The sequence below is a fragment of the Paraburkholderia hospita genome (genome assembly GCF_002902965.1).
GTDB lineage: Bacteria > Pseudomonadota > Gammaproteobacteria > Burkholderiales > Burkholderiaceae > Paraburkholderia > Paraburkholderia hospita.
This window is the reverse complement of the sequence record NZ_CP026107.1, coordinates 1157340-1176166: the sequence shown is the minus strand read 5'-3', so window position 1 is coordinate 1176166 and position 18827 is coordinate 1157340. Positions and strand designations below refer to the sequence as shown.

Here is an 18827-nt window from a genome sequence, read left to right as displayed (position 1 = left end):
GCTGCGGTTCAGGCCGCGGGCGCGCCCGGCACGTCCGGTGTGTACTTTCGCAGCCGCTGCGAAATGACGTGCGAAGGCTTTTCGATGATCCGGTAGAACGCGTAGCTGATCGCGAGGGCCAGCGCCACTTCGACGAACCATGCGTAGCGCGAGGTTTCGTCGAATGTCGTCATTTCGAGTAGCGCCAGCGCGGTCTTGTGGCAAAGATAAAGGCTGTAGGACCACGCGCCGCATGCAGCCAGCACCGTCCACGAACGGGATTGTGACGGCGTCGCGGTTTCCGTCGCGATCCAGATCGCCGCGAGGATCTGAAATACTGGCAGCGTGATATCCGGTGTGATCAACGGCAGCGCGGCCGGCTTGAGACTCGATTCCGACAGCAGAATCATCACGGCTGCGCCTGCGGCAACAATCACCGTCCTCAGCACGACGAGATGGTTGGCAAGCAGACGCGTGCTCGCATCCAGGCCTTGCCTCATCGCCATCGTCAGCGGCGAATACGCGCCACGAATCTGAAACTGCGCCGCGTTACGCTGCGTCTCCGCGATCAGGCAGCCTGAAATCCAGCCGGCTCCGTACAGCAATGCCGTGCCCGGCACGCGATAGGTTTCATAGACGCAACCGTGGCAAACGGGATGCCCGAACAGCCGCACGCATGTAACCATCGCAGCCGCCGTCAGCGCACAGCCGACGATCATTTCGCCGATATAGTGAAAGCGCGGCCGCAAAAGCGGATAAACCGCGTAATACACCATCTCGCAGTAAAGCGACCACAACACCGATTCCAGATAGTTCTGCCCCGTCGGCAATGGCTGAACGACGCATAGCAGAACGACGAGCGGCAATCCAATACGGATGAATCGCGACGCATAATAGTTGACTGGCTTGAGCGCGACGTCCTTATGATATGCCGCGTGAATGCAATAGCCGGAAATCACAAAGAACACGATGACAGCGGCGGGTCCGGCGAACAATGCGGTCGATCCGGACCACAGCGCGCCGCCGAGAAACGAAAGCCGATGCGGCAAGAGTTCGCGGAAAAGAGGCGGCTTGAAGTGGTACATCAGTACCCAGAACGCCGCAAGAAAGCGAATGCCGTCGATCTTTAAAGATTTTCCGGAATTGGCCGACGCCGGCAGCTTCAAGGTACTCGCCATTTTTTCGCCCCATTTATTACGGCTGCGCCGATCTTATCGTCGCAGCCGATAACAAAAATGGAAAATAATTGGCGAAATTAAATAGCGCCACTCGAGGCTTGAATGCTCGAGCGGCGCTTGCAGCAATTACATCGGCGGCGCAACGCCATCCTTCTCGACGACGACACGCTGTGCGACGTAGCTACCCTGCGAAGCCGGCGTCGCGACGACGAACACCTTCTTGCCCGGCGTCAGATCGCCGTGCGTGGCAGGCGTGAACGTCACGACGGGAACATTGGGCGGTACGGTCACGTCGTTGCTGCCGCCTTTGTACGACAGCTTCAGGTCGCGCCCGCTCGTGCTCTGCACCACAGTGTCGACGTTCGCATTGGTCATCGAACTGTTCGGCCCGAGGTCCCAGTCGTAGTGCCCTTCACCCGTGCCGCGCGCGGACTCCGGGAATACCACGACTTCCGTTGCCGTCAGCTTGCCGTCCGTGCCCGTAGTCGCAGCCGTGCCGATGAACGAGCCCGGCTTGATATCGGACAGTTGAATTGCCTTGACGGCCGAAACGGTCACGGCCGGCTTCACTTCGATCGACACCGTATCGCCGCTGCGGCGATGGACCTTGAGCGTGTCGCCGTCGAGCGACACGATTTCACCGCGGATGCGCGAGGGCTTGGTCGCGGGCGTCTGCGCGAACGCAGCCGTGGCAAGCGTGGCTGTCAGAAGTGTGGCGCCGAGTTTGATGCGGAAAGACATGGAAGCTCCCAACGGTTGGTTTAGGTGTAGCGAGAGAGAACAACGTTACTGCGTCACGAACCGCCGAACCAGTTGTAACCCTGGTTCTCCCAGTAGCCGCCCGGATACTGGTTCGTGATTTCGATGGAGACGATATGCTTCGGATTCTTGTAGCCGAGTTTGGTCGGCATGCGCAGCTTCATCGGAAAGCCGTACTTCGGCGGCAACACGTCGTTGTCGTAAGTGAGCGTGAGCAGCGTCTGCGCGTGCAGCGCAGTCGGCATGTCGATGCTGGTCCAATAGTTGTCCGCGCAACGTAGCGACACATACTTGGCGCTAGTATCCGCGCCTGCGCGGCGCAGGAAATCGGAGAAGCGCACGCCGCCCCAATGCCCGATCGCGCTCCATCCTTCGATACAGATATGCCGCGTGATCTGGCTTTCCTGCGGCAGCGCGCGCAGTTCGTCGAGCGTCCACACGCCCTTGCCGTGCGCGAGTCCACCTACCTGCAGGCGGTAAGACGCGGCGTCCACTTCGGGCACGTCGTCGATGTCATAGAACGCGTTGAACGGAAACGGACGCGTGATCATCGACTCGGGATAGGTCGGCGCGAGTTTGTTCGGGTCGAACAGCAGGGCCTGCACGTCGTCGTTGAAGAACGAAATGCGGCGCAATGCCGTGTTCACTGCCTTGTCGTTGGTCAGATCGCAACCGGACAACATCGCGATGCCACCAAGCGTCAGCAGCCGCTGCCCGAACAGTCGTCGCGCGGGTGATTTGAGTTCGCGCTGTGCATCGCGGATGATCGACTCGCCGTGAGTCGCGAGAAAAGAGCCTGGCTGCGGGGTGCGTTTGCGGATCGTCATGATTCAGCGTCCCCGGATCATCAGCAGCAACGAGCGCGGCACGAGCGCGACCATCATCACATGCACGACGAAGAACGCGACCAGCACGCTCATACAGACGAAGTGCACGATGCGCGCATTGTCATAGCCGCCCATCAGCGTGCGCAGCAACGGAAACTGTACGGATTTCCACACCGCGAGCCCCGACAGCACGATCAGCACGATATCGGCGATCACGACGAGATAGGCGAGCTTTTGGATCGCGTTGTAATGCGCGAGGTCGTCGTGCTTCAGACGTCCGCGCAAGGCGGCGACCAGATCGGCGACAAGCTGTGTCGGTTTGAGCGGCAACAGCTTGCGCTGAAAGCGGCCCGACGCAAGATTCGCCGCCAGATACACGATGAAGTTCGCCACCAGCAGCCACATCACCGCGAAGTGCCATTGCAGCGCGCCGCCAAGCCAGCCGCCTAGCGTGATCGAAGGAGAGAAATGAATGACGGGAAAGATCGGCGACGCATCGTAAATCTGCCAGCCGCTCATGACCATCAGCACGACGGCCAAAGCATTGATCCAGTGCGTAATTCGCAACCACCCCGGTTGAACCGTGTTGTGACTCAAGACCACTCCAGGTTTGATGTTGTTGTTTCCGGCGCCACGCGATCCGCAACGGGCACGCACATGCGCGCGCGTCAGGCACCGCGACATATGGGCTAACGCTGTCGATCGATGCTTATTCCTTCGCGTCGTCAGATTTTTTTCTTGCAATCGGCTTGCAATGGCAATGCGGACGGCGCGTTTCTAGACGGCATACGGCGCTTGCATTGCATCAATGTTATGTTATAACATCTCCGGCATTACCTTTCGTCACGACGAGAGGACGGAGAGTCATAACTACAACCGTTTCAACCGCGCAATCAGTCATCGCGTAAGCGATTCGGAAACAAGTCTGCTGCATGACGCATTCATAGGATTCCTATGGATCGGACGCGCTCGCGCCATCAAAACGAATCGAACAAGATTTCAACGACAGCAAATCAAAACAAAATGCGCAAACACACTCACGTGATGTACGCCACGCTACTTCTGTTTAGTGCCGCTTCACGGGCAACGGCGGCTACGGATCCTTCCGCGTCGACAGAGAGCATCGCCGACCCAACCGAGATGACCGACGTGAAGGTGAGCGCCAAACGTCTCGATGACGTTCGCAACGGCCTGTTGCCCGAGACGGGCAGCAGTGTCTACCGTTTCACACAGGACGATATCGACGCCCTGCCCGCCGGTCAGAACACGCCGCTCAATCAGGTGCTATTGCAAGCACCAGGCGTGGCTGCGGATTCATACGGCCAGTTGCACGTGCGCGGCGATCACGCGAACCTGCAATACCGGATCAACGGCATCATCATTCCGGAGCCGATCAGCGGCTTTGGCCAGTCGCTCGACACGCGCATCATCGATCAGCTCAATCTGCTGACGGGCGCGTTGCCCGCGCAATACGGCTACCGGACAGCAGGCATCATCGATATCCGTACCAAATCGGGCGACACGGGCAACGGCGGCTCGATCGATGTCTTCGGCGGCAGCCATCAGACCATCAAGACGAGCGCCGATGTATACGGCAACAAGGGACCGTTCAGCTACTATCTGAGTGGCTCGCTGGGCATGAACAATCTGGGCATCGAAAACCCAACGGCAAGCGCCAACGCGATTCACGATCACACGCGACAAGGCGACGCGTTTGGCTATCTGTCGTACATCATCAATCCGCTGACACGCGTGAGCCTGTTGTTCGGCACGACCAGCAACCAGTTCGAGATTCCGAATACGCCCGGCCTGCCGACCAGCTTCACGCTCAACGGCAACAACACATTCGATTCATCGCAGCTCAACGAAACCCAATCCGAACTGAACAACTTCGCGGCCATTGCGTTGCAGGGCACGAACGGCGGCACATTCGACTATCAGGTCGCGTTTTTCACACGCTACACGCGCACGCAGTTCAACCCGGACCCCGTCGGCGATCTGATGTTCAACGGCGTCGCGGCGCAAGACTTTCACAGCAACTCGGCCAACGGCGCGCAAGTCGATACCACCTGGCGTCTGAACGACAAACACACGGTGCGCGCAGGCCTGTTTTTCCAGCAGGAGCACGCGGTCTTCGACAACAGCGTGAACGTCTTCGCCGTCGATGAAAACGGCAACCAGCTCTCCGATCAACCGTTCAACATTCAGGACAACAGCAGCAAAACGGGCTACCTGTACAGCCTGTACGCGCAGGACGAATGGAAGCTCACCGACCGCCTCACGCTGAACTACGGTCTGCGTTACGACCGGATGGACGAATACACGACCGCGAGCCAGTTGAGCCCGCGCATCGGCATGGTCTACACGCTCACGCCGACGACGACCGTGCATGCCGGCTACGCCCGCTATTTCACGCCGCCCGCATTCGAACTGGTATCCGGCTCGACGATCTCGAAGTTCAACGGCACGACGAACCAGAGCCCATCCAGCCAGAACGATCCCGTGCAGCCCGAACGCAGCCATTACTTCGATATCGGCGTGACGCAAAAGGTCGGCTCGGCGCTCACGCTCGGGCTCGATGCGTACTACAAGAAGTCGACCAATCTGCTCGACGAAGGCCAATTCGGCTCAGCACTCATCTTCACGCCGTTCAACTATCAATACGGCAAGACGTACGGCGTCGAATTCACGGCGAACTTCAGACACGACAATGTCTCCGCCTATCTGAACCTCGCGTACAGCCGGGCACAGGGCAAGCAGATCAGTTCGGCGCAGTTCAATTTCGATCCCGACGAACTGGCCTTCATCAACAGCCATTGGGTGTTTCTCGATCACGACCAGCGCGTGACGGCTTCGTTCGGCGGCACCTACGATCTCGGCAGAACCACCTTCACGTTCGACGGACTCGTCGGCAGCGGACTTCGCAGCGGCTTCGCCAACACGGACCGTCTGCCCGTCTATGCGCAGGTCAACCTCGGGGTGATCCAGCATTTCAACCAGCCGCTGATCGGCAAGTTCGACGCGCGTTTGCTCGTCGTCAACGCCTTCAATCGCGTTTATGAACTGCGCGACGGCTCAGGTATCGGCGTCGGCGCACCGCAGTACGCTCCGCATTTCGCGGTGTATGCAGGCGCGACCAAATACTTCTGATGCTTGAGGCGGGAGAAAGCGACTACGCGCCCGCTTTCTCTTCAGCAAGAATCTGCTGAATCACCTGCTCGAACGCTTCGACGGGCTGCCCGCCCGTCACCAGATACTTCTGGTTGAAAACGATCGACGGCACGGACTGGATGCCCATAGTCTGGAACTGCTGCTCTTCTGCGCGAACTTCGTCGGCATAGTCGTTGCCGTTCAAGACGTCGCGTGCTTTCGCGGCATCGAGACCGACGGATTGCGCGGCTTCGACCAGCACGTCGCGATTGCTCGGGTCCTTGCCGTCGCCGTGATAAGCCTGCAACAGCGCGAGCTTCAAAGGCAACTGCTTGCCTTCGATACCCGCCCAATGCAGCAGCCGATGCGCATCGAACGTGTTGTACACATAGTTGCGCGGCCCGAACGCAAAACCGACGCTTGCGCCGCGCTCGCGGATCATCGCCTGCGTCTCTTCGATCTGCGCCGGCGTGCGGCCATATTTCTTGCCGAGATAATCGACGATCGCCTCGCCTTCCGGCCCCATCTGCGGATTCAGTTCGAACGGATGCATGACGATCTCGGCATTCACCGTATCGTCGAGACGCGACAGCGCAAGTTGTAGCGACGAAAGCCCGATCGCGCACCACGGGCAGGCGATATCGGAAACAAAATCGATTCTGAGTTGTTGCGTCATGTGTTGCGGATCCAATGAATGTCTAGAAGATCGGAGCACCTTATCAGAAACAGGCGCGACCGTTTTCTACCGCGCCGCAACATACCCGAATTCGCAAATTCGCGCGTGTCTTGTGGCAGGCGGCGCCATTTTCACCAATAATGGCCCAATAACTGTCGCAGAATGAGGACGGCCATGGATTACCCACCCGAAGCCATCCGTACCATCGCGCTGGTCGGCCACGCCGGTTGCGGCAAGACCTCGTTGATCGAGGCGCTGCTGAAAGAAGGCGGCGCGATCCATGCGGCAGGCAGCGTCGACCGAGGCTCGACCGTCTGCGACTTCGATCCGCTGGAGCGCAAATACCACCACTCGCTCTCCTCCGCGATCGCCCACCTGCATTACCAGAACACTCGCATCTACCTCGCCGACACGCCCGGCTACCCCGACTTCTCCGGCCTTTCCATCAGCGCCTTGCCTGCCGTCGAAACAGCCGCGATCGTCATCAACGCGCGCACTGGCATCGAAATGACCACGCGCCGCATGATGGCGTGGGCCGAGGCGCGCAAGCTGTGCCGGATCATCGTCGTGAACGGCATCGATGGCGACAAGGTCAATCTGCCCGGTCTGCTCGAAGAGATTCAGGAGACTTTCGGCAAGGACTGTCTGCCTATCAACCTGCCCGCGCAAGGCGCAACCGCCGTAGTCGACTGCTTCTTCAATCCGTCCGGCGAATCCGATCTGCTGACGGTCGAATCCGCGCATAACGCGCTCGTCGACCAGGTAATCGAGCTTGATGCAAAGCTGATGGAGCTGTATCTCGAACAGGGCGAAGCGGTCCAGCCGGAACAACTGCACGAACCGTTCGAGCGCGCGCTGCGCGAAGGGCATCTGGTGCCTGTGTGCTTCACGTCGTCGGCGACGGGCGCGGGCATCCGCGAACTGCTCGATGTGTTCGTGAAACTATTGCCCAATCCGCTCGAAGGCAATCCGCCCCTCTTCTATCGCGATGTCGATGGCCGGCGCGAGACGGTGCAGGCCGAGCCCGATCCCAACAAACATGTGCTCGCACATGTGTTCAAGATCGTGATCGACCCGTACATCGGCAAGATGGCCGTGTTCCGCATCCATCAGGGCACGGTGCGGCGCGACGGTCAGCTCTATATCGGCGACGCGCGCCAGCCGTTTCGCGTCGCGCATCTGATGCTGTTGCAGGGCAAGGACCACGAGGAGGTCGCGCAGGCGGGACCCGGCGATATCTGCGCGACGGCGAAGGTCGACGAGATTTCATTCGACGCCGTGCTGCACGACGCGCCTGAAGACGGCAACATCCATCTCGCGCCGCTCGCGTTCCCGACACCGATCTACGGCCTCGCCATCGAGCCGGAGCGGCGCGGCAACGAGCAGCGTCTGTGGGAAATCCTGCAAAAGCTCGCGGCGGAAGACCCTTGCCTGAAAATCGAACATCCCGTCGGGACCAACGAGACCGTCGTGCGCGGACTGGGCGAATTGCATCTGCGGCACATGCTGGAGCGGCTCGCCGATCAATACAAGCTCGGCGTCATCACGCGGCCGCCGAAGATCGCGTACCGCGAGACCATCGGCGGCAAGGCCGAAGGGCATCATCGCCACAAGAAGCAGACGGGCGGCGCAGGTCAGTTCGGCGAAGTGATGCTGCGCGTCGAGCCGTTGCCGCGCGGCGCGGGCTACGAATTCGTCGATGCCGTGAAGGGCGGCGCGATTCCGGGCCAGTTCATGCCAGCCGTCGAAAAGGGCATTTTGCAGGTGATCGAGAACGGCCCGCTTGCGGGCTTTCCGATGCAGGACGTGCGTATCACCGTGTTCGACGGCAAGAGCCATCCTGTCGACTCGAAGGAAGTCGCGTTCGTCACGGCGGGCCGCAAGGCGTTCATAGACGCAATACTCAAGGCGCAGCCGATCCTGCTCGAACCGATCGTGAACATCGAGGTGATGACGCCCGACACGACGATGGGCGACATCATCGGCGATCTGTCGTCGCGTCGCGCGCAGGTACAGGGCACGCGCAATCTGGCCGGCCGTGCTGTGGTCGTGGCGGGGAAAGTGCCGCTATCGGAACTGGCCGACTATCAGTCGCGCCTGAACGCGATCGCGGGCGGGCACGGCAACTACAGCATCGAATTGAGCCATTACGATCCTGTTCCGCCGAACCAGCAGGACAAGCTCGCGTCGCAGTACAAGAAGCAGTCCGATACGGCCTGACGCGCCCGTTCGGCGACGCGACAGAGATGCCTAGCGCGATTTGCCGCGCGCGCCCTTCTTCGCGCTCGCGGGGCGTGGCGCATCCTTGACGGGCAACGCGCCGCCCGTGATCTGCTCCATCCACGACAGCGCATCGACGTAGGCCAGGAACTGCTGCAGATACCCCGGCGACAACTCGCGCATCAGCGACAGCGACCGATGCACGAGGCTGCTCGAATTGAGCGGCCCGGCATTGCCCGGCACCTGTTCGAGCGATACACGCACCTGTTTCTCGGCGCTGACCTTGGACCAGGTTTCGCGGAAGTAATCGAGCGCCTTCAATTCGGAGCGAACGGCGGCGTTGAGCGCGACGCGCTCGTCGCCTGCCTGCGGGTGGCTCGCGATGTAATCGACCAGTTCCGCGAGCGGTCCGCGCGTTGCCTTGCACGGCGGAGCGGCGCTCTCAGGCGCTTGTGCCGTCGACGCACGGCTGGCGAGATCGCCAGCATAGGCTTCGAGCAAGGAAGATAGACGCGCATCGAGAATGCGGCGCGCTTCGCCGTCGTGAGCGGCTGCCCGCCGCGCCAGCGCGTCGATGAAATGAAAGCGCAGCGGATCGAGCCGGTCGTCGCCCTGCTCGCGCCAAGCGTCGAGCGTCGTCTGTGCGTCGCTGGCGCGCGCGGTTGCGTCGCTACTCACGGTTTCCGCCGCCCGATGACGCGGGCCTCGGCACCGCCGCAATTTCCACGCGACGGTTCTTCGCCCGCCCTTCGCTATCCGCGTTCGAGCTAACCGGCTGCTCGGAGCCGAACGCCGCCGCGAACACCGACGACGCGGGAATGCCCGCATCGATGAACGAGCGCGTCACCGTCAGCGCGCGCTGCGCCGACAGCTCCCAGTTGTCCGCGAAGCGCCGGTTGCTTGACCGCACCTGCTGATCGTCGGCAAAGCCGCTGACCATCAGGATTTCGTCGTGCGAGCGGAGATACGCGGACAACGGCCCGGCCAGGCTCTTCAGCAGATCGCGCCCCTGCGGCTGCAACTGGTCGGAGTTCAGCGCGAACAGCACGTTGCCGCTGATGCCGATGCGCCCGTTGACCAGCGTCACGCGCCCGGCCGCAAGCGGTCCTGCCAGCGCCTGCTCCAGCGTCTTGCGGCGCTGCGCTTCCATCTGCCGCTGCTTGACGGCATCGTCGAGCCGCGCCGACAGTTCCAGCTGCACGCCGATCACACCGACCAGAATCAGCACGAACGCGCCCAGCAGCACCGACATCAGATCGCTGAAGGCGGCCCAGATGGGCGTCGTCGGCTCGACGCCGCCGTCGATATCGTCGTTCATGCCGCGTCGGCTCCAGCAGATGCGCGCTGACCCGCCAGCTGTTGCAGGTCTTCGACGATCTGCTTCTGCGACAGCATGCTGAGGTCGATCACTTCCCGCGCCTGCGCGACGTAGTACGCAAGCTGCTCGTCGCTACGCAGCAGCGACTTGTCGAGCGCCGCCTCGATACGGTGCAGGTGAGCCATCAGCTTGTCGTTCGATTCGCCGAACAGCCGCACACCCATGCCGAACGCTTCGCCGAGGCTCGCCACTTCGACGGCGCTGCCCGCCACCTGCGCGGCGACGTCGCCGAGCTTGCGGGTTTCGGCTTCGACCTTGTCGTTGAACTGCGTGCCGACGCGCTCGAGCAGTCCCGCCGATGTCGAGACGAGCGCATCGACGGCCGTGCGCTGTTCGGTCGATGCGTGATTCACGGCGTCGAGCAGCGTTTCGAGCGTGGCGAGCAGACGGCTGCGCTCGTCGAGCATCGCGGTGTCGCGGACCATGCTGTCGGAGAGCTTCTGGCGCAGTTCGGCGACGACTTCCGCCGCCGCGCGCGGCGCTTCCGACGCGGCCTCGACAAGCCGCGAAATTTCCGCGATCGTGCCGCTCGCGTGGGCTTGCGTCTGCGCCGAGATATCACGCGCGGTCTGCGCGAGCGTGTCGCAGATTTCCTGCTGGCGGCTCGCGGTGCGCGCGCCCGTTTCGTCCCACTTCTGGCTCAACGTGGCCGCGACCGTTTCGAGCGAGGCGCTCCATGCGTCCAGACGCTGCTGGTCGCGCGACGCCAGTTCGGCCTGCAAACCGGCATGCGACTCATCGACGGCGCGCAACAGCGCGGCCGAATGTTGCTCGAAAGCGGATGCCGCCGTCGTGAGCGCGTCGCGGTTGTGCTCCGCGAGCTTTTCGCCGGTGCGCTCCTGCTGGGTCAGTGCGTGCGTCCAGGCTTGAGAAACCTGCCCCGCCGTTGCATCGAGGCGCGTCGACACGCCATCCAGCAGAGCCGTCGAGCGCTGCTCGAAAGTCTGCGTGAAGCCTTCCAGCGATGCGCGCAGATCCTTTGCGAGCGACTCGCTCGCGCTCCGGTGCCCTGCGAGCGCCTCGTTCCATAGATTCGCCACGTTCGCCGTAGTCGACTCGAAGCCACTCGACAGGCCGTCCAGTTGACGCTGCACCGCCTGCTCGACCGTACCGCGCAGTGCGGCCATTTCGAGCGCGTGAGCGGCCATCGTAGCTTCCATCGCCGGCTGCAACGCCGCGCCCGCCGCGCGCGCGCTTTCCGCCGCGCTCGACACCTGGCCCGCCGTCGTGTCGAGGCGTGCTGACACGCCGTCCAGCAGTGCCGTCGAGCGTTGCTCGAAAGTCTGGCTGAAGCCTTCCAGCGACACGCGCAAGTCCTGTGCGAGCGACTCGCTTGCGCTCCGGTGTCCTGCGAGCGCTTCGGTCCATAGCTTCGCAACGTTCGCAGTGGACGCGTCGAAGCCCGTCGTCAAACCGTCCAGCTGACGTTGCACCGCATGCTCGACGGTCTCGCGCAGCGACGCCATCTCGCGCGCATGGCCGGTCATCGTGGCTTCCATCGCCGGCTGCAACGCCGCGCCCGCCGCGCGGGCGCTTTCCGCCGCGCTGTCCTTCAACGACTGCGCAACCGTCGACACCAGCCGCGCATACGCCGCTTCCGTGCGTCCATGAAATGCGTGCTGGTTCGAGATCAGCCGCTCGTTGAGCGACAGGCTCTGCTGCTCGATGGCCGTCATCATCGTCTGAAGACGGTCGACCAGCACGGGCATCGTGTCCGCCTGGCGCTGCAGCAGTTTGAAGGTCTCGTCGCGCTTCTGGCTCTGCGAGAAGGCGCGCAACGTGGTCGCGATCTTCGTGTCGAGCAGCTGCGCGGCGAGAGCGCGCTCGCGGCGGCACAACGCCGACAGCAAGCCGAGCATCGCCGAGGTCGCCACGCCCGCAATCGAAGTGCCGAACGCAAAGCCCAAGCCCTTGACGGGCGCGGCCAGCGACGCGCGGATCGCCTGCAGATCCGTCGCGCTTTCGAGCGCGGCGCCCGTGCCCCGCAGCGTCGTCACCATGCCGAGCAGCGTGCCCAGCATGCCAAGCAGCACCAGCAGCCCGACCAGGTACGGCGTGAGCGCCGGGCCCGGCAACGCGACGCGCTCGCCTTCGATGCGCAGGCGCACCGGGTTGCGCAAACCGGGATGCAGACGTTCGAGCCACACGCCGAGCCGTGACGGCGCCTCGGACAGCTCCGCGAGCGCGCGCGTGAGCGTCGCGGTGGCCTCCTGATAGCGCTGCAGTTCCAGCGCGCCCGCCACATAGCAGGCGGCGACCAGCAGCGTGACAGCGAGCGCCAGCGGATTCGACACGACATAGCCGGCGCCGACCCAACCGGCTACAACCAGACCTACGAGAAAAACAACGACAAAATCAATGCGATATCTGGACATGTTGTCCCAGTTAGCTGATGCGAAGGGCAGCCAGCAGCCCTTCGACCGGTTGAAAACGAATATCGAGTTCGGCAAGCAACACGCTCTGCATGTCCTTGCGGAACACGTCTAGCCACGCGCCGGGCCGGGGTGCGGCTTGACTCCCGGTCCCAGTGGCCGTGGTGGCAGCAGCGGCCAGAGCGTCCTGCTCATCCTGTGCGGCCTGTGCGGCTTGGCGTAGGCGCTCGAAATGACCGCTAAGCAGACCCGGCACCGCGCCGAACAGGCTGCGCTCGCGCGCGCCGAGCGACCGCTCCATGATCGCGTCGACCACCGCGAGCCGCGTCATCTCCGACGTCTGTGCCGCCACCATGTTGCGCAGCCGCCCGCGCAGACTGCCGATGCGCGTTTCCATCGACTGCTGCAACGCCAGATAGCACTGGCGAAAGTCCGCGTAACTGGCTTCCGCTTCCGGCTGCTGCGCATTCTGCGCATGCGCGGCGCTGCGTCGCCGGCGCGGCGCGAGCATGCTGTCGCCGGCAATCGCGTCCGCCAGCGACGCGCGCACCCGCGCGCACTCGTGCTCGACGCTGCCCGCGCCCCGCGCGCCGGACGCGACGGCGGGCGGCGCACTGTTGAGCGCCGTCGACAACGCAATCGCGTCTGTCCAGCCGAGCCATTGGCTCAACTGGTCCGACAGCGACTGGCTGGAGGCGGGAACGTCGGCGGTAGTCAGGCGCGCGAGCAGACGGACGAGCGTCGGACCGCTGACCGCCGTGCGCTGAGGGGCTTGAACCATACCACCAGAAACCATGAAAAGGCAGCATTTTACGCGCTGCCGGAGGTGAGATTGCCGGACGGGATGTCGAAGGAGCGCTGCGGGCATCCCGCAGATGCCGCAAACCCCGGCAAACATTGGGAGAGACGGATTCGCAGCCGCCGTCGCACGCTCGCGACGGCGGCCTTTCAGCCCGCATTGCTTCGCCCGATCAGGCGAAACGGCTAGTTCATCGTCAGCACGACGCGAAAGCGTGCAGCGCCGCTCATCATGCGGTCGTACGCTTCGGCGGCGCGTTCGATCGGATAGGTTTCGATCATCGGCTTGACGTCGGCGAGCGCGCTGAACGCGAGCGTGTCCTCAGAATCGGCCGACGAACCCGACGGCCAGCCCTGCACCGCATTGCGGCCCATGATGAACTGGACGGGCGGCACTTCGATCGGCTTGTCCGCGACGCCGAGGATGATCAGCTTGCCGTTGAGCGCGAGGCCGCCGAGCGTGGCCGTCATCGCGTCGGCGTTGGTCACCGTCGCGAGAATGATCGACGCGCCGCCTAGCGCCTTGAGCGCATCAGCGGGATTCTGCGCGCGGCTGTCGATGTAGTGATGCGCGCCGAGTTGCTTCGCGAGCGGTGCCTTGTCCTCGCCGCGCGCGATCGCGACCGTGTTGAAGCCCATGCGCCTCGCGAACTGCACGCCGAGGTGCCCCAGCCCGCCGATGCCGAGAATCGCGACCACCTCGCCCGCGCGCGCGCCGCTGTTGCGCAACGCGTTGAACGTGGTGATGCCCGCGCAAAGCAGCGGCGCGGCGTCGACGTCGTTGAGTTCTTCGGGCATGCGCGCCAGGGCCTCGACGGGTACCACGAGGTAATCGGCATAGCCGCCGTCGTAGCTGATGCCCGGCACCTGCCCCTTTTCGCACACGACGAAATAGCCGCGGCGGCAATTCGCGCAATGGCCGCAATGTCCGCCGTGCCAGCCCACGCCCACGCGCTCGCCCGCTTTCCATCCTTCGACGCCCGCACCCAGCGTATCGATCACGCCCGCGACTTCATGCCCCGGCACGCGCGGATACTGCAGGCCCGGCCACTGGCCTTCCTTGGTCAGCGAATCGCTGTGGCAGATGCCGCACGCCTGCACCTTGATCAACACCTGACCCGCGCCGGGCGCCGGCACGTCACGCTCCACGAGTTCCAGCGCGCCACCCGGCCCGCTCACCTGTACCGCTCTCATCTTTCGCATCGAATTTGCTCCAGTCGAAGAACAGTCATGCCAGCGCGGCTGGATGCGCGTCGGCGATTTCTTCCGACGTTCCGCATCGCAACGTAACCGGCTGGTCCGAAATGGATACTAGGTGCTGAATGATGCGTGCGCAATTGAACGGACACACGCGGGTACGACCACGCGACACCACGTATCTGTCACGGCAGTTTCACAGGAACGGGCCGCGTGAGCAGATCGACATAGAAATCGAAAAAGCGTGCGTTATCGAAACGCTTGATGATCGTCATCTTCTGCAGCCCTGCCGGCGGCGAACTCGCGTACCCCGTCGCCTTGCCGTCGTTCGCTCCGAAGCTCCTATCGACATCGACCCAGCGTTCTTCCGTCTGCGTCGCGAAGCTCGGGTCCATCAGCCAGGCGATGGTCAGCGTGTCCCAGATGTCGGTCGTGTAGTTCGGATTGGTTTCGAAGCCGTCCTTGCCGTCGAAACCATAGCCGTTCAACTGCTTGAACAGTTGCGTGATGATGGTCTGTTTGGTCGGATCGTTCGCGACGCGGTCATAGACGGTTTTATCCATCTTCACGGTGTCGGTCACGTCGAGGGGAAACACGGTCTGTTTGATGGGTAAACGCAGTACTTCGCGTGCCGCTTCGGGATCGAACCACCAGTTGAATTCGGCCGTCGCCGTGGCGTTGCCCGGCACGTCGATCGCGCCGCCCATGTAGATGATCTGCTTGATCATCGGCACGATCTCGGGATGCTGTCTTGCCGCGAGCGCGATGTTCGTCAGCGGACCGATCGCGAGTATCGTCACCTGACTCGGGTTCGCCTTCACGCTTTCGACGATGAAATCCACCGCGCTTTTGCTCTGCACATGCGTATGCGTCGCGAAGCCGTCAGGAGGCGCGACGAGTTGAGCATCCGAAGTCGGCTCCGGCGTGCTCCATGCGCCCAGATAGCCGTCGCCGCTGGGAAACTGAGCAAGCTCCTGCTGGATCTCCGAATACGGATGCGCCAGTGCGTAATTCGCGCCTGCATAAACACCGATGCGGTCTCCAACACCGAGCCGCTCCATCGACTTCAACGCGTCGGCGACACCTTGCTTGAGCCACTGGTTGCCCGACACGACTGTGATGCCGAGCACCTCGATCTTGCCTTGCGCCTGCAATTGCGCGGCCATGACGCCAAGCTGGCCGTCGTCGCCCAGCGTGTTGTAGTCGCTATCGACGATCACCTTCGGCGCGGCACGCGTGACGCCATTTCCGCCGCAGCCCGACAGCATGACCGCGCATGACATCGTGACGAAACGTCGCTTCAATAGCGTCTCCTTGTTGTCGTTTGTGTTCGTGCTGCGCGATCGAGGCCGCGTCGGAAGAAAGCTCATCATAGTGGCAAAGCCGACGCGAGCATACCCGCGAGCACGCCAAAACCCGCTTGGGCCGTGCGTTTCCCGCCGATGCCCATGCGCGTTGCATGCACACACTGAACGTTGCACCCGCAAGCAACATGAGACGCGTCACGTTCTGCTCAACGAACGCCAGATCGTCGGGTACAGTCAACATCTTCACGGAGACATTGCGTTGCAACCATAAGGAGGAAACAAGTGCAGGCAAGACACACTCTCGCGGTCATATTTGCATGCGCGGCACTCGGCGCGCTGTCCGTTCGACCGGCGCGCGCGGAATCGACGCGATGACCTCCGACGCCGCCCGTCCATCTGCCATCCCTGCGCACGGCGAAGCCCGGCAGATGGACGCGCGCGCGCCGTTCGTGATCGTGATGAATGCCGGCTCGGGCCGCAAACAGGGCGAGACCACGGCTGCGTTGATCGCGAACGCGTTCGGCAAAGCGAACCGCGAATACGAACTGATGCTCGTCGACGATCCGTCGCAACTCGGCGCCACGTCGCAACGCGCGGTCGAACTCGCGCAGGCACGCGGCGGCGCGGTGGTCGGCGCGGGCGGCGACGGCACGCTGTGCGCGGTCGCGCAGGCGGTGATCGGCAGCGGCTGCGCGTTTGGCGTGCTGCCGTGCGGCACGTTCAACTACTTCAGCCGCGACCACGGCATTCCCGCCGACCCCGCGCAAGCCGTCGATCTGTTGCTGACGGCGCGCGCGCATCCCGTGCAGGTCGGCTTCGTCAACGACCGCATGTTCCTCGTCAACGCGAGCCTCGGGCTGTATCCGAAGATGCTGGAGCATCGCGAAATCTACAAGCGGCAATTCGGGCGCAGCCGGATCGTCGCGCTGTGGTCGGCGATTGCGATGTTGTTGCGGCGGCATCGGCATCTGCGTCTGCATGTCGATCACGAAGGCACGATGCAGGAGATCCGCACGTCGACGCTGTTCGTCGCCAACAACCGGCTGCAACTCGAACAGGTCGGCGCGGCGGAAGCGCCGTTGCTGGCGCAAGGCTTGCTGGTTGCATTGGCGCCGCGCGCGATCGGCCGCATTGCGCAGATCGTGCTGTCGCTGCATGGCGCGCTGAGCCGGATGAGCGACGCGGACAACGTGATCGGCTTCGCGTTTCGCCGCTTCACGGTCACGCATCCGTCGAAGCGGCGCAGGCGTGTCAAAATCGCGATGGATGGCGAAGTCACGCGCATGCAGATGCCCCTCGAATTCCGTGTCGGCGACACGCCCCTTTATTTGCTGAAACCCGAGGCCGATGTCGCTGCCCTGAACCGCTCATGACGCTGTTGCTCCAGATCTCCGATCCGCATTTCGGCACCGAACGGCCCGACGTCGTCGAAGCCTTGCTGCAACTCGCCGCGCGCGAGCAGCCGGATCTCGCCGTGCTATCGGGCGATATCACGCAGCGCGCGCGGCGCAGCCAGTTCGCGGCGGCGCGGGCGTTCGTCGACCGGCTGTGCGCAACACCGACGCTCGTGATTCCCGGCAATCACGACATTCCCCTCTTCAACCTGTTCGCGCGCGTGCTGCATCCGTATGCGAATCATCGACGCGTATTTGGCGCCGATCTCGAACCCGTGTTCGAATCGCGCGAACTGCTGGTGATCGGGCTGAATACGACCCGCCGCGCGCGGCATACAGATGGCGAAGTCTCCACGGAACAGATCGAACGCGCCGCACAGCGACTCGAACGTGCGACGCCGCTGCAACTGCGCGTAGTGGTCACGCATCATCCCGTGGCGTCCGTCGCGGCAGAGGACACGCGCAACCTGCTGCACGGCCGCGAACACGCGATCCGCCGATGGGCGCAAGCGGGTGCCGATCTGATCCTCGGCGGACATATCCATTTGCCGTATGTGCTGCCGCTCGCGAGCCGCATGGACATCGCGCGGCCTGTATGGGCCGTGCAGGCGGGCACGGCGGTATCGACGCGCATCCGCGGGCAGATTCCGAATTCGGTCAATCTGATTCGCTACGACGCGAGCGATCCGAATGGGCGCAAGGCCGTCGTTGCCCGCTATGACTACGACGAAAACGGCAACGCATTCGTGCCTGTGCTGGAACATGCACTCGATCTCCCCAGCACGGATGAAGCGCGTTCGCCCGTTTCGGTGCGCGCGGCCGGCTCGTCATGATCGAGCTTGCGAGCATCGCGGGCCGGCATGCGCTCGAACTGATGGCGGCGACGCTGATCGTCGCGGAGTGCATTGCGTATGGTGCGTTTCGTGTGGGCCGCGCGGGCATGCTGACATTCGATGCGGGGATCGGCGTTGGCGTGGTTGTCATCGTCACTGCGGCCGCGTGCTTCGCGGCGCTCACGCATGCGCTGTTGACCGATCCCGTGTTGACCCGCTTCGACCTCGCGTTCGCGCTAGATCTCGGCGCTACCGTGCCGCGCGAAGTCAAACATGCCTTTGCTATTGCGACACATCTCGGCGATCCCAAGGTGCTAGCGGTCTGCTGCACAGCGGGCGCCATCGCGCTGCTGTCGACGCGGCACCTTCTGCTCGCCTGCACACTCGCCGCGGCTTCGGGCGGCAACGGCCTGTTGAACATGACGCTCAAGCAACTAATCCGCCGCGCGCGGCCCGACTACGACACCGCGTTCGCGTCGGTGCATAGCTGGAGTTTTCCGAGCGGCCACACGTCCGGCTCGCTCGCGACTTATGGCGCGATCGCGTATGTGCTCATGCGAACGCTGCCCGCGCGCTGGCGGCTGCCCGTGGTACTCGGCGCGGTGGCTGTCGTCGGGATGATTGCGTGGAGCCGGCTGATCATCGGCGTGCATTTCGCCAGCGATGTGCTTGCGGGCGCGATGTCGTCGACAGCATGGCTCACGGCCTGCGTGCTGGTGGCGGAGTGGCTGCGGCGACGCGCTATCGGTTGAGACGTTT

16 protein-coding genes are annotated in these 18827 nt (G+C 63.2%); 5 read left to right on the top strand and 11 right to left on the bottom strand.

Annotated features, from left to right (window positions below; genetic code table 11):
* Nucleotides 1-8 precede the first annotated feature (8 nt).
* The 4 genes from C2L64_RS38565 to C2L64_RS38550 form a co-directional block, all read right to left on the bottom strand.
* Entirely contained in the window at nt 9-1157 is a 1149-nt protein-coding gene (locus C2L64_RS38565) for an acyltransferase family protein (RefSeq protein ID WP_007585169.1), read from the bottom strand.
* Nucleotides 1158-1283: 126 nt separating this feature from the next.
* Complete coding sequence (locus C2L64_RS38560; RefSeq protein ID WP_007585171.1) at nt 1284-1898, bottom strand: hypothetical protein; 615 nt, start codon at nt 1896-1898, stop codon at nt 1284-1286.
* A gap of 53 nt (nt 1899-1951) precedes the next feature.
* Complete coding sequence (locus C2L64_RS38555) at nt 1952-2743, bottom strand: molybdopterin-dependent oxidoreductase (RefSeq protein WP_007585172.1); 792 nt, start codon at nt 2741-2743, stop codon at nt 1952-1954.
* A 3-nt stretch (nt 2744-2746) separates the two neighbouring features.
* Complete coding sequence (locus tag C2L64_RS38550) at nt 2747-3340, bottom strand: cytochrome b/b6 domain-containing protein (RefSeq protein ID WP_007730876.1); 594 nt, start codon at nt 3338-3340, stop codon at nt 2747-2749.
* A gap of 357 nt (nt 3341-3697) precedes the next feature.
* Here C2L64_RS38550 and C2L64_RS38545 point away from each other — a divergent pair, with 357 nt between their 5' ends.
* The gene (locus C2L64_RS38545; protein ID WP_007585174.1) at nt 3698-5893 is read left to right on the top strand and encodes a TonB-dependent receptor; all 2196 of its coding nucleotides are present in this window, start codon (nt 3698-3700) and stop codon (nt 5891-5893) included.
* 22 nt (nt 5894-5915) lie between these two features.
* Here the strand turns inward: C2L64_RS38545 and C2L64_RS38540 are convergent, their stop codons facing one another.
* Entirely contained in the window at nt 5916-6569 is a 654-nt protein-coding gene (locus C2L64_RS38540) for a DsbA family oxidoreductase (RefSeq protein WP_007585176.1), read from the bottom strand.
* 174 nt (nt 6570-6743) lie between these two features.
* Here C2L64_RS38540 and fusA point away from each other — a divergent pair, with 174 nt between their 5' ends.
* Complete coding sequence (fusA, locus tag C2L64_RS38535) at nt 6744-8789, top strand: elongation factor G (protein WP_007585190.1); 2046 nt, start codon at nt 6744-6746, stop codon at nt 8787-8789.
* A 30-nt stretch (nt 8790-8819) separates the two neighbouring features.
* Here fusA and C2L64_RS38530 read toward each other — a convergent pair whose 3' ends face one another.
* The 6 genes from C2L64_RS38530 to C2L64_RS38505 all read right to left on the bottom strand — a co-directional run bounded on the left by C2L64_RS38530 (nt 8820) and on the right by C2L64_RS38505 (nt 15838).
* Nucleotides 8820-9467, bottom strand: a complete 648-nt coding sequence (locus C2L64_RS38530; protein WP_007585192.1) for a DUF2894 domain-containing protein — start codon at nt 9465-9467, stop codon at nt 8820-8822.
* Complete coding sequence (locus C2L64_RS38525) at nt 9460-10107, bottom strand: OmpA family protein (RefSeq protein ID WP_007585194.1); 648 nt, start codon at nt 10105-10107, stop codon at nt 9460-9462. The genes C2L64_RS38530 and C2L64_RS38525 overlap by 8 nt, the downstream gene beginning before the upstream one ends.
* Nucleotides 10104-12542: a DUF802 domain-containing protein gene (locus C2L64_RS38520; protein WP_086908563.1), complete on the bottom strand. Its 2439-nt coding sequence runs from the start codon at nt 12540-12542 to the stop codon at nt 10104-10106. The genes C2L64_RS38525 and C2L64_RS38520 overlap by 4 nt, the downstream gene beginning before the upstream one ends.
* A 10-nt stretch (nt 12543-12552) precedes the next feature.
* A complete protein-coding gene (locus C2L64_RS38515) occupies nt 12553-13320 on the bottom strand; it encodes a DUF3348 domain-containing protein (protein ID WP_086908564.1) in 768 nt (255 codons plus the stop codon).
* Nucleotides 13321-13523: 203 nt separating this feature from the next.
* Nucleotides 13524-14540, bottom strand: a complete 1017-nt coding sequence (locus tag C2L64_RS38510; protein WP_007577035.1) for an alcohol dehydrogenase — start codon at nt 14538-14540, stop codon at nt 13524-13526.
* 179 nt (nt 14541-14719) lie between these two features.
* The gene (locus C2L64_RS38505) at nt 14720-15838 is read right to left on the bottom strand and encodes a nucleoside hydrolase (RefSeq protein WP_039899719.1); all 1119 of its coding nucleotides are present in this window, start codon (nt 15836-15838) and stop codon (nt 14720-14722) included.
* Nucleotides 15839-16212: 374 nt separating this feature from the next.
* On the opposite strand from C2L64_RS38505, the gene C2L64_RS38500 reads away from it, so the two are divergent.
* The 3 genes from C2L64_RS38500 to C2L64_RS38490 are packed head-to-tail and all read left to right on the top strand — an operon-like array spanning nt 16213 to nt 18820.
* A complete protein-coding gene (locus C2L64_RS38500) occupies nt 16213-17214 on the top strand; it encodes a diacylglycerol/lipid kinase family protein (protein WP_081498765.1) in 1002 nt (333 codons plus the stop codon).
* Nucleotides 17211-18068, top strand: a complete 858-nt coding sequence (locus C2L64_RS38495) for a metallophosphoesterase family protein (RefSeq protein WP_007577032.1) — start codon at nt 17211-17213, stop codon at nt 18066-18068. Before C2L64_RS38500 ends, C2L64_RS38495 begins: the two co-directional genes overlap by 4 nt.
* Nucleotides 18065-18820 (top strand): phosphatase PAP2 family protein, encoded by a 756-nt coding sequence (locus tag C2L64_RS38490; RefSeq protein ID WP_007577031.1) that lies wholly within the window; start codon nt 18065-18067, stop codon nt 18818-18820. Before C2L64_RS38495 ends, C2L64_RS38490 begins: the two co-directional genes overlap by 4 nt.
* The last annotated feature ends 7 nt before the right edge of the window (nt 18821-18827 follow it).

Bases quoted from the DNA above. Each gene is read 5' to 3' on its own strand.
- C2L64_RS38565 (WP_007585169.1), bottom strand. From the start codon at position 1,157: ATGGCGAGTACCTTGAAGCTGCCGGCGTCGGCCAATTCCGGAAAATCT.
- C2L64_RS38560 (WP_007585171.1), bottom strand. From the start codon at position 1,898: ATGTCTTTCCGCATCAAACTCGGCGCCACACTTCTGACAGCCACGCTT.
- C2L64_RS38555 (WP_007585172.1), bottom strand. From the start codon at position 2,743: ATGACGATCCGCAAACGCACCCCGCAGCCAGGCTCTTTTCTCGCGACT.
- C2L64_RS38545 (WP_007585174.1), top strand. From the start codon at position 3,698: ATGGATCGGACGCGCTCGCGCCATCAAAACGAATCGAACAAGATTTCA.
- C2L64_RS38540 (WP_007585176.1), bottom strand. From the start codon at position 6,569: ATGACGCAACAACTCAGAATCGATTTTGTTTCCGATATCGCCTGCCCG.
- fusA (WP_007585190.1), top strand. From the start codon at position 6,744: ATGGATTACCCACCCGAAGCCATCCGTACCATCGCGCTGGTCGGCCAC.
- C2L64_RS38525 (WP_007585194.1), bottom strand. From the start codon at position 10,107: ATGAACGACGATATCGACGGCGGCGTCGAGCCGACGACGCCCATCTGG.
- C2L64_RS38520 (WP_086908563.1), bottom strand. From the start codon at position 12,542: ATGTCCAGATATCGCATTGATTTTGTCGTTGTTTTTCTCGTAGGTCTG.
- C2L64_RS38515 (WP_086908564.1), bottom strand. From the start codon at position 13,320: ATGGTTCAAGCCCCTCAGCGCACGGCGGTCAGCGGTCCGACGCTCGTC.
- C2L64_RS38510 (WP_007577035.1), bottom strand. From the start codon at position 14,540: ATGCGAAAGATGAGAGCGGTACAGGTGAGCGGGCCGGGTGGCGCGCTG.
- C2L64_RS38500 (WP_081498765.1), top strand. From the start codon at position 16,213: ATGACCTCCGACGCCGCCCGTCCATCTGCCATCCCTGCGCACGGCGAA.
- C2L64_RS38495 (WP_007577032.1), top strand. From the start codon at position 17,211: ATGACGCTGTTGCTCCAGATCTCCGATCCGCATTTCGGCACCGAACGG.
- C2L64_RS38490 (WP_007577031.1), top strand. From the start codon at position 18,065: ATGATCGAGCTTGCGAGCATCGCGGGCCGGCATGCGCTCGAACTGATG.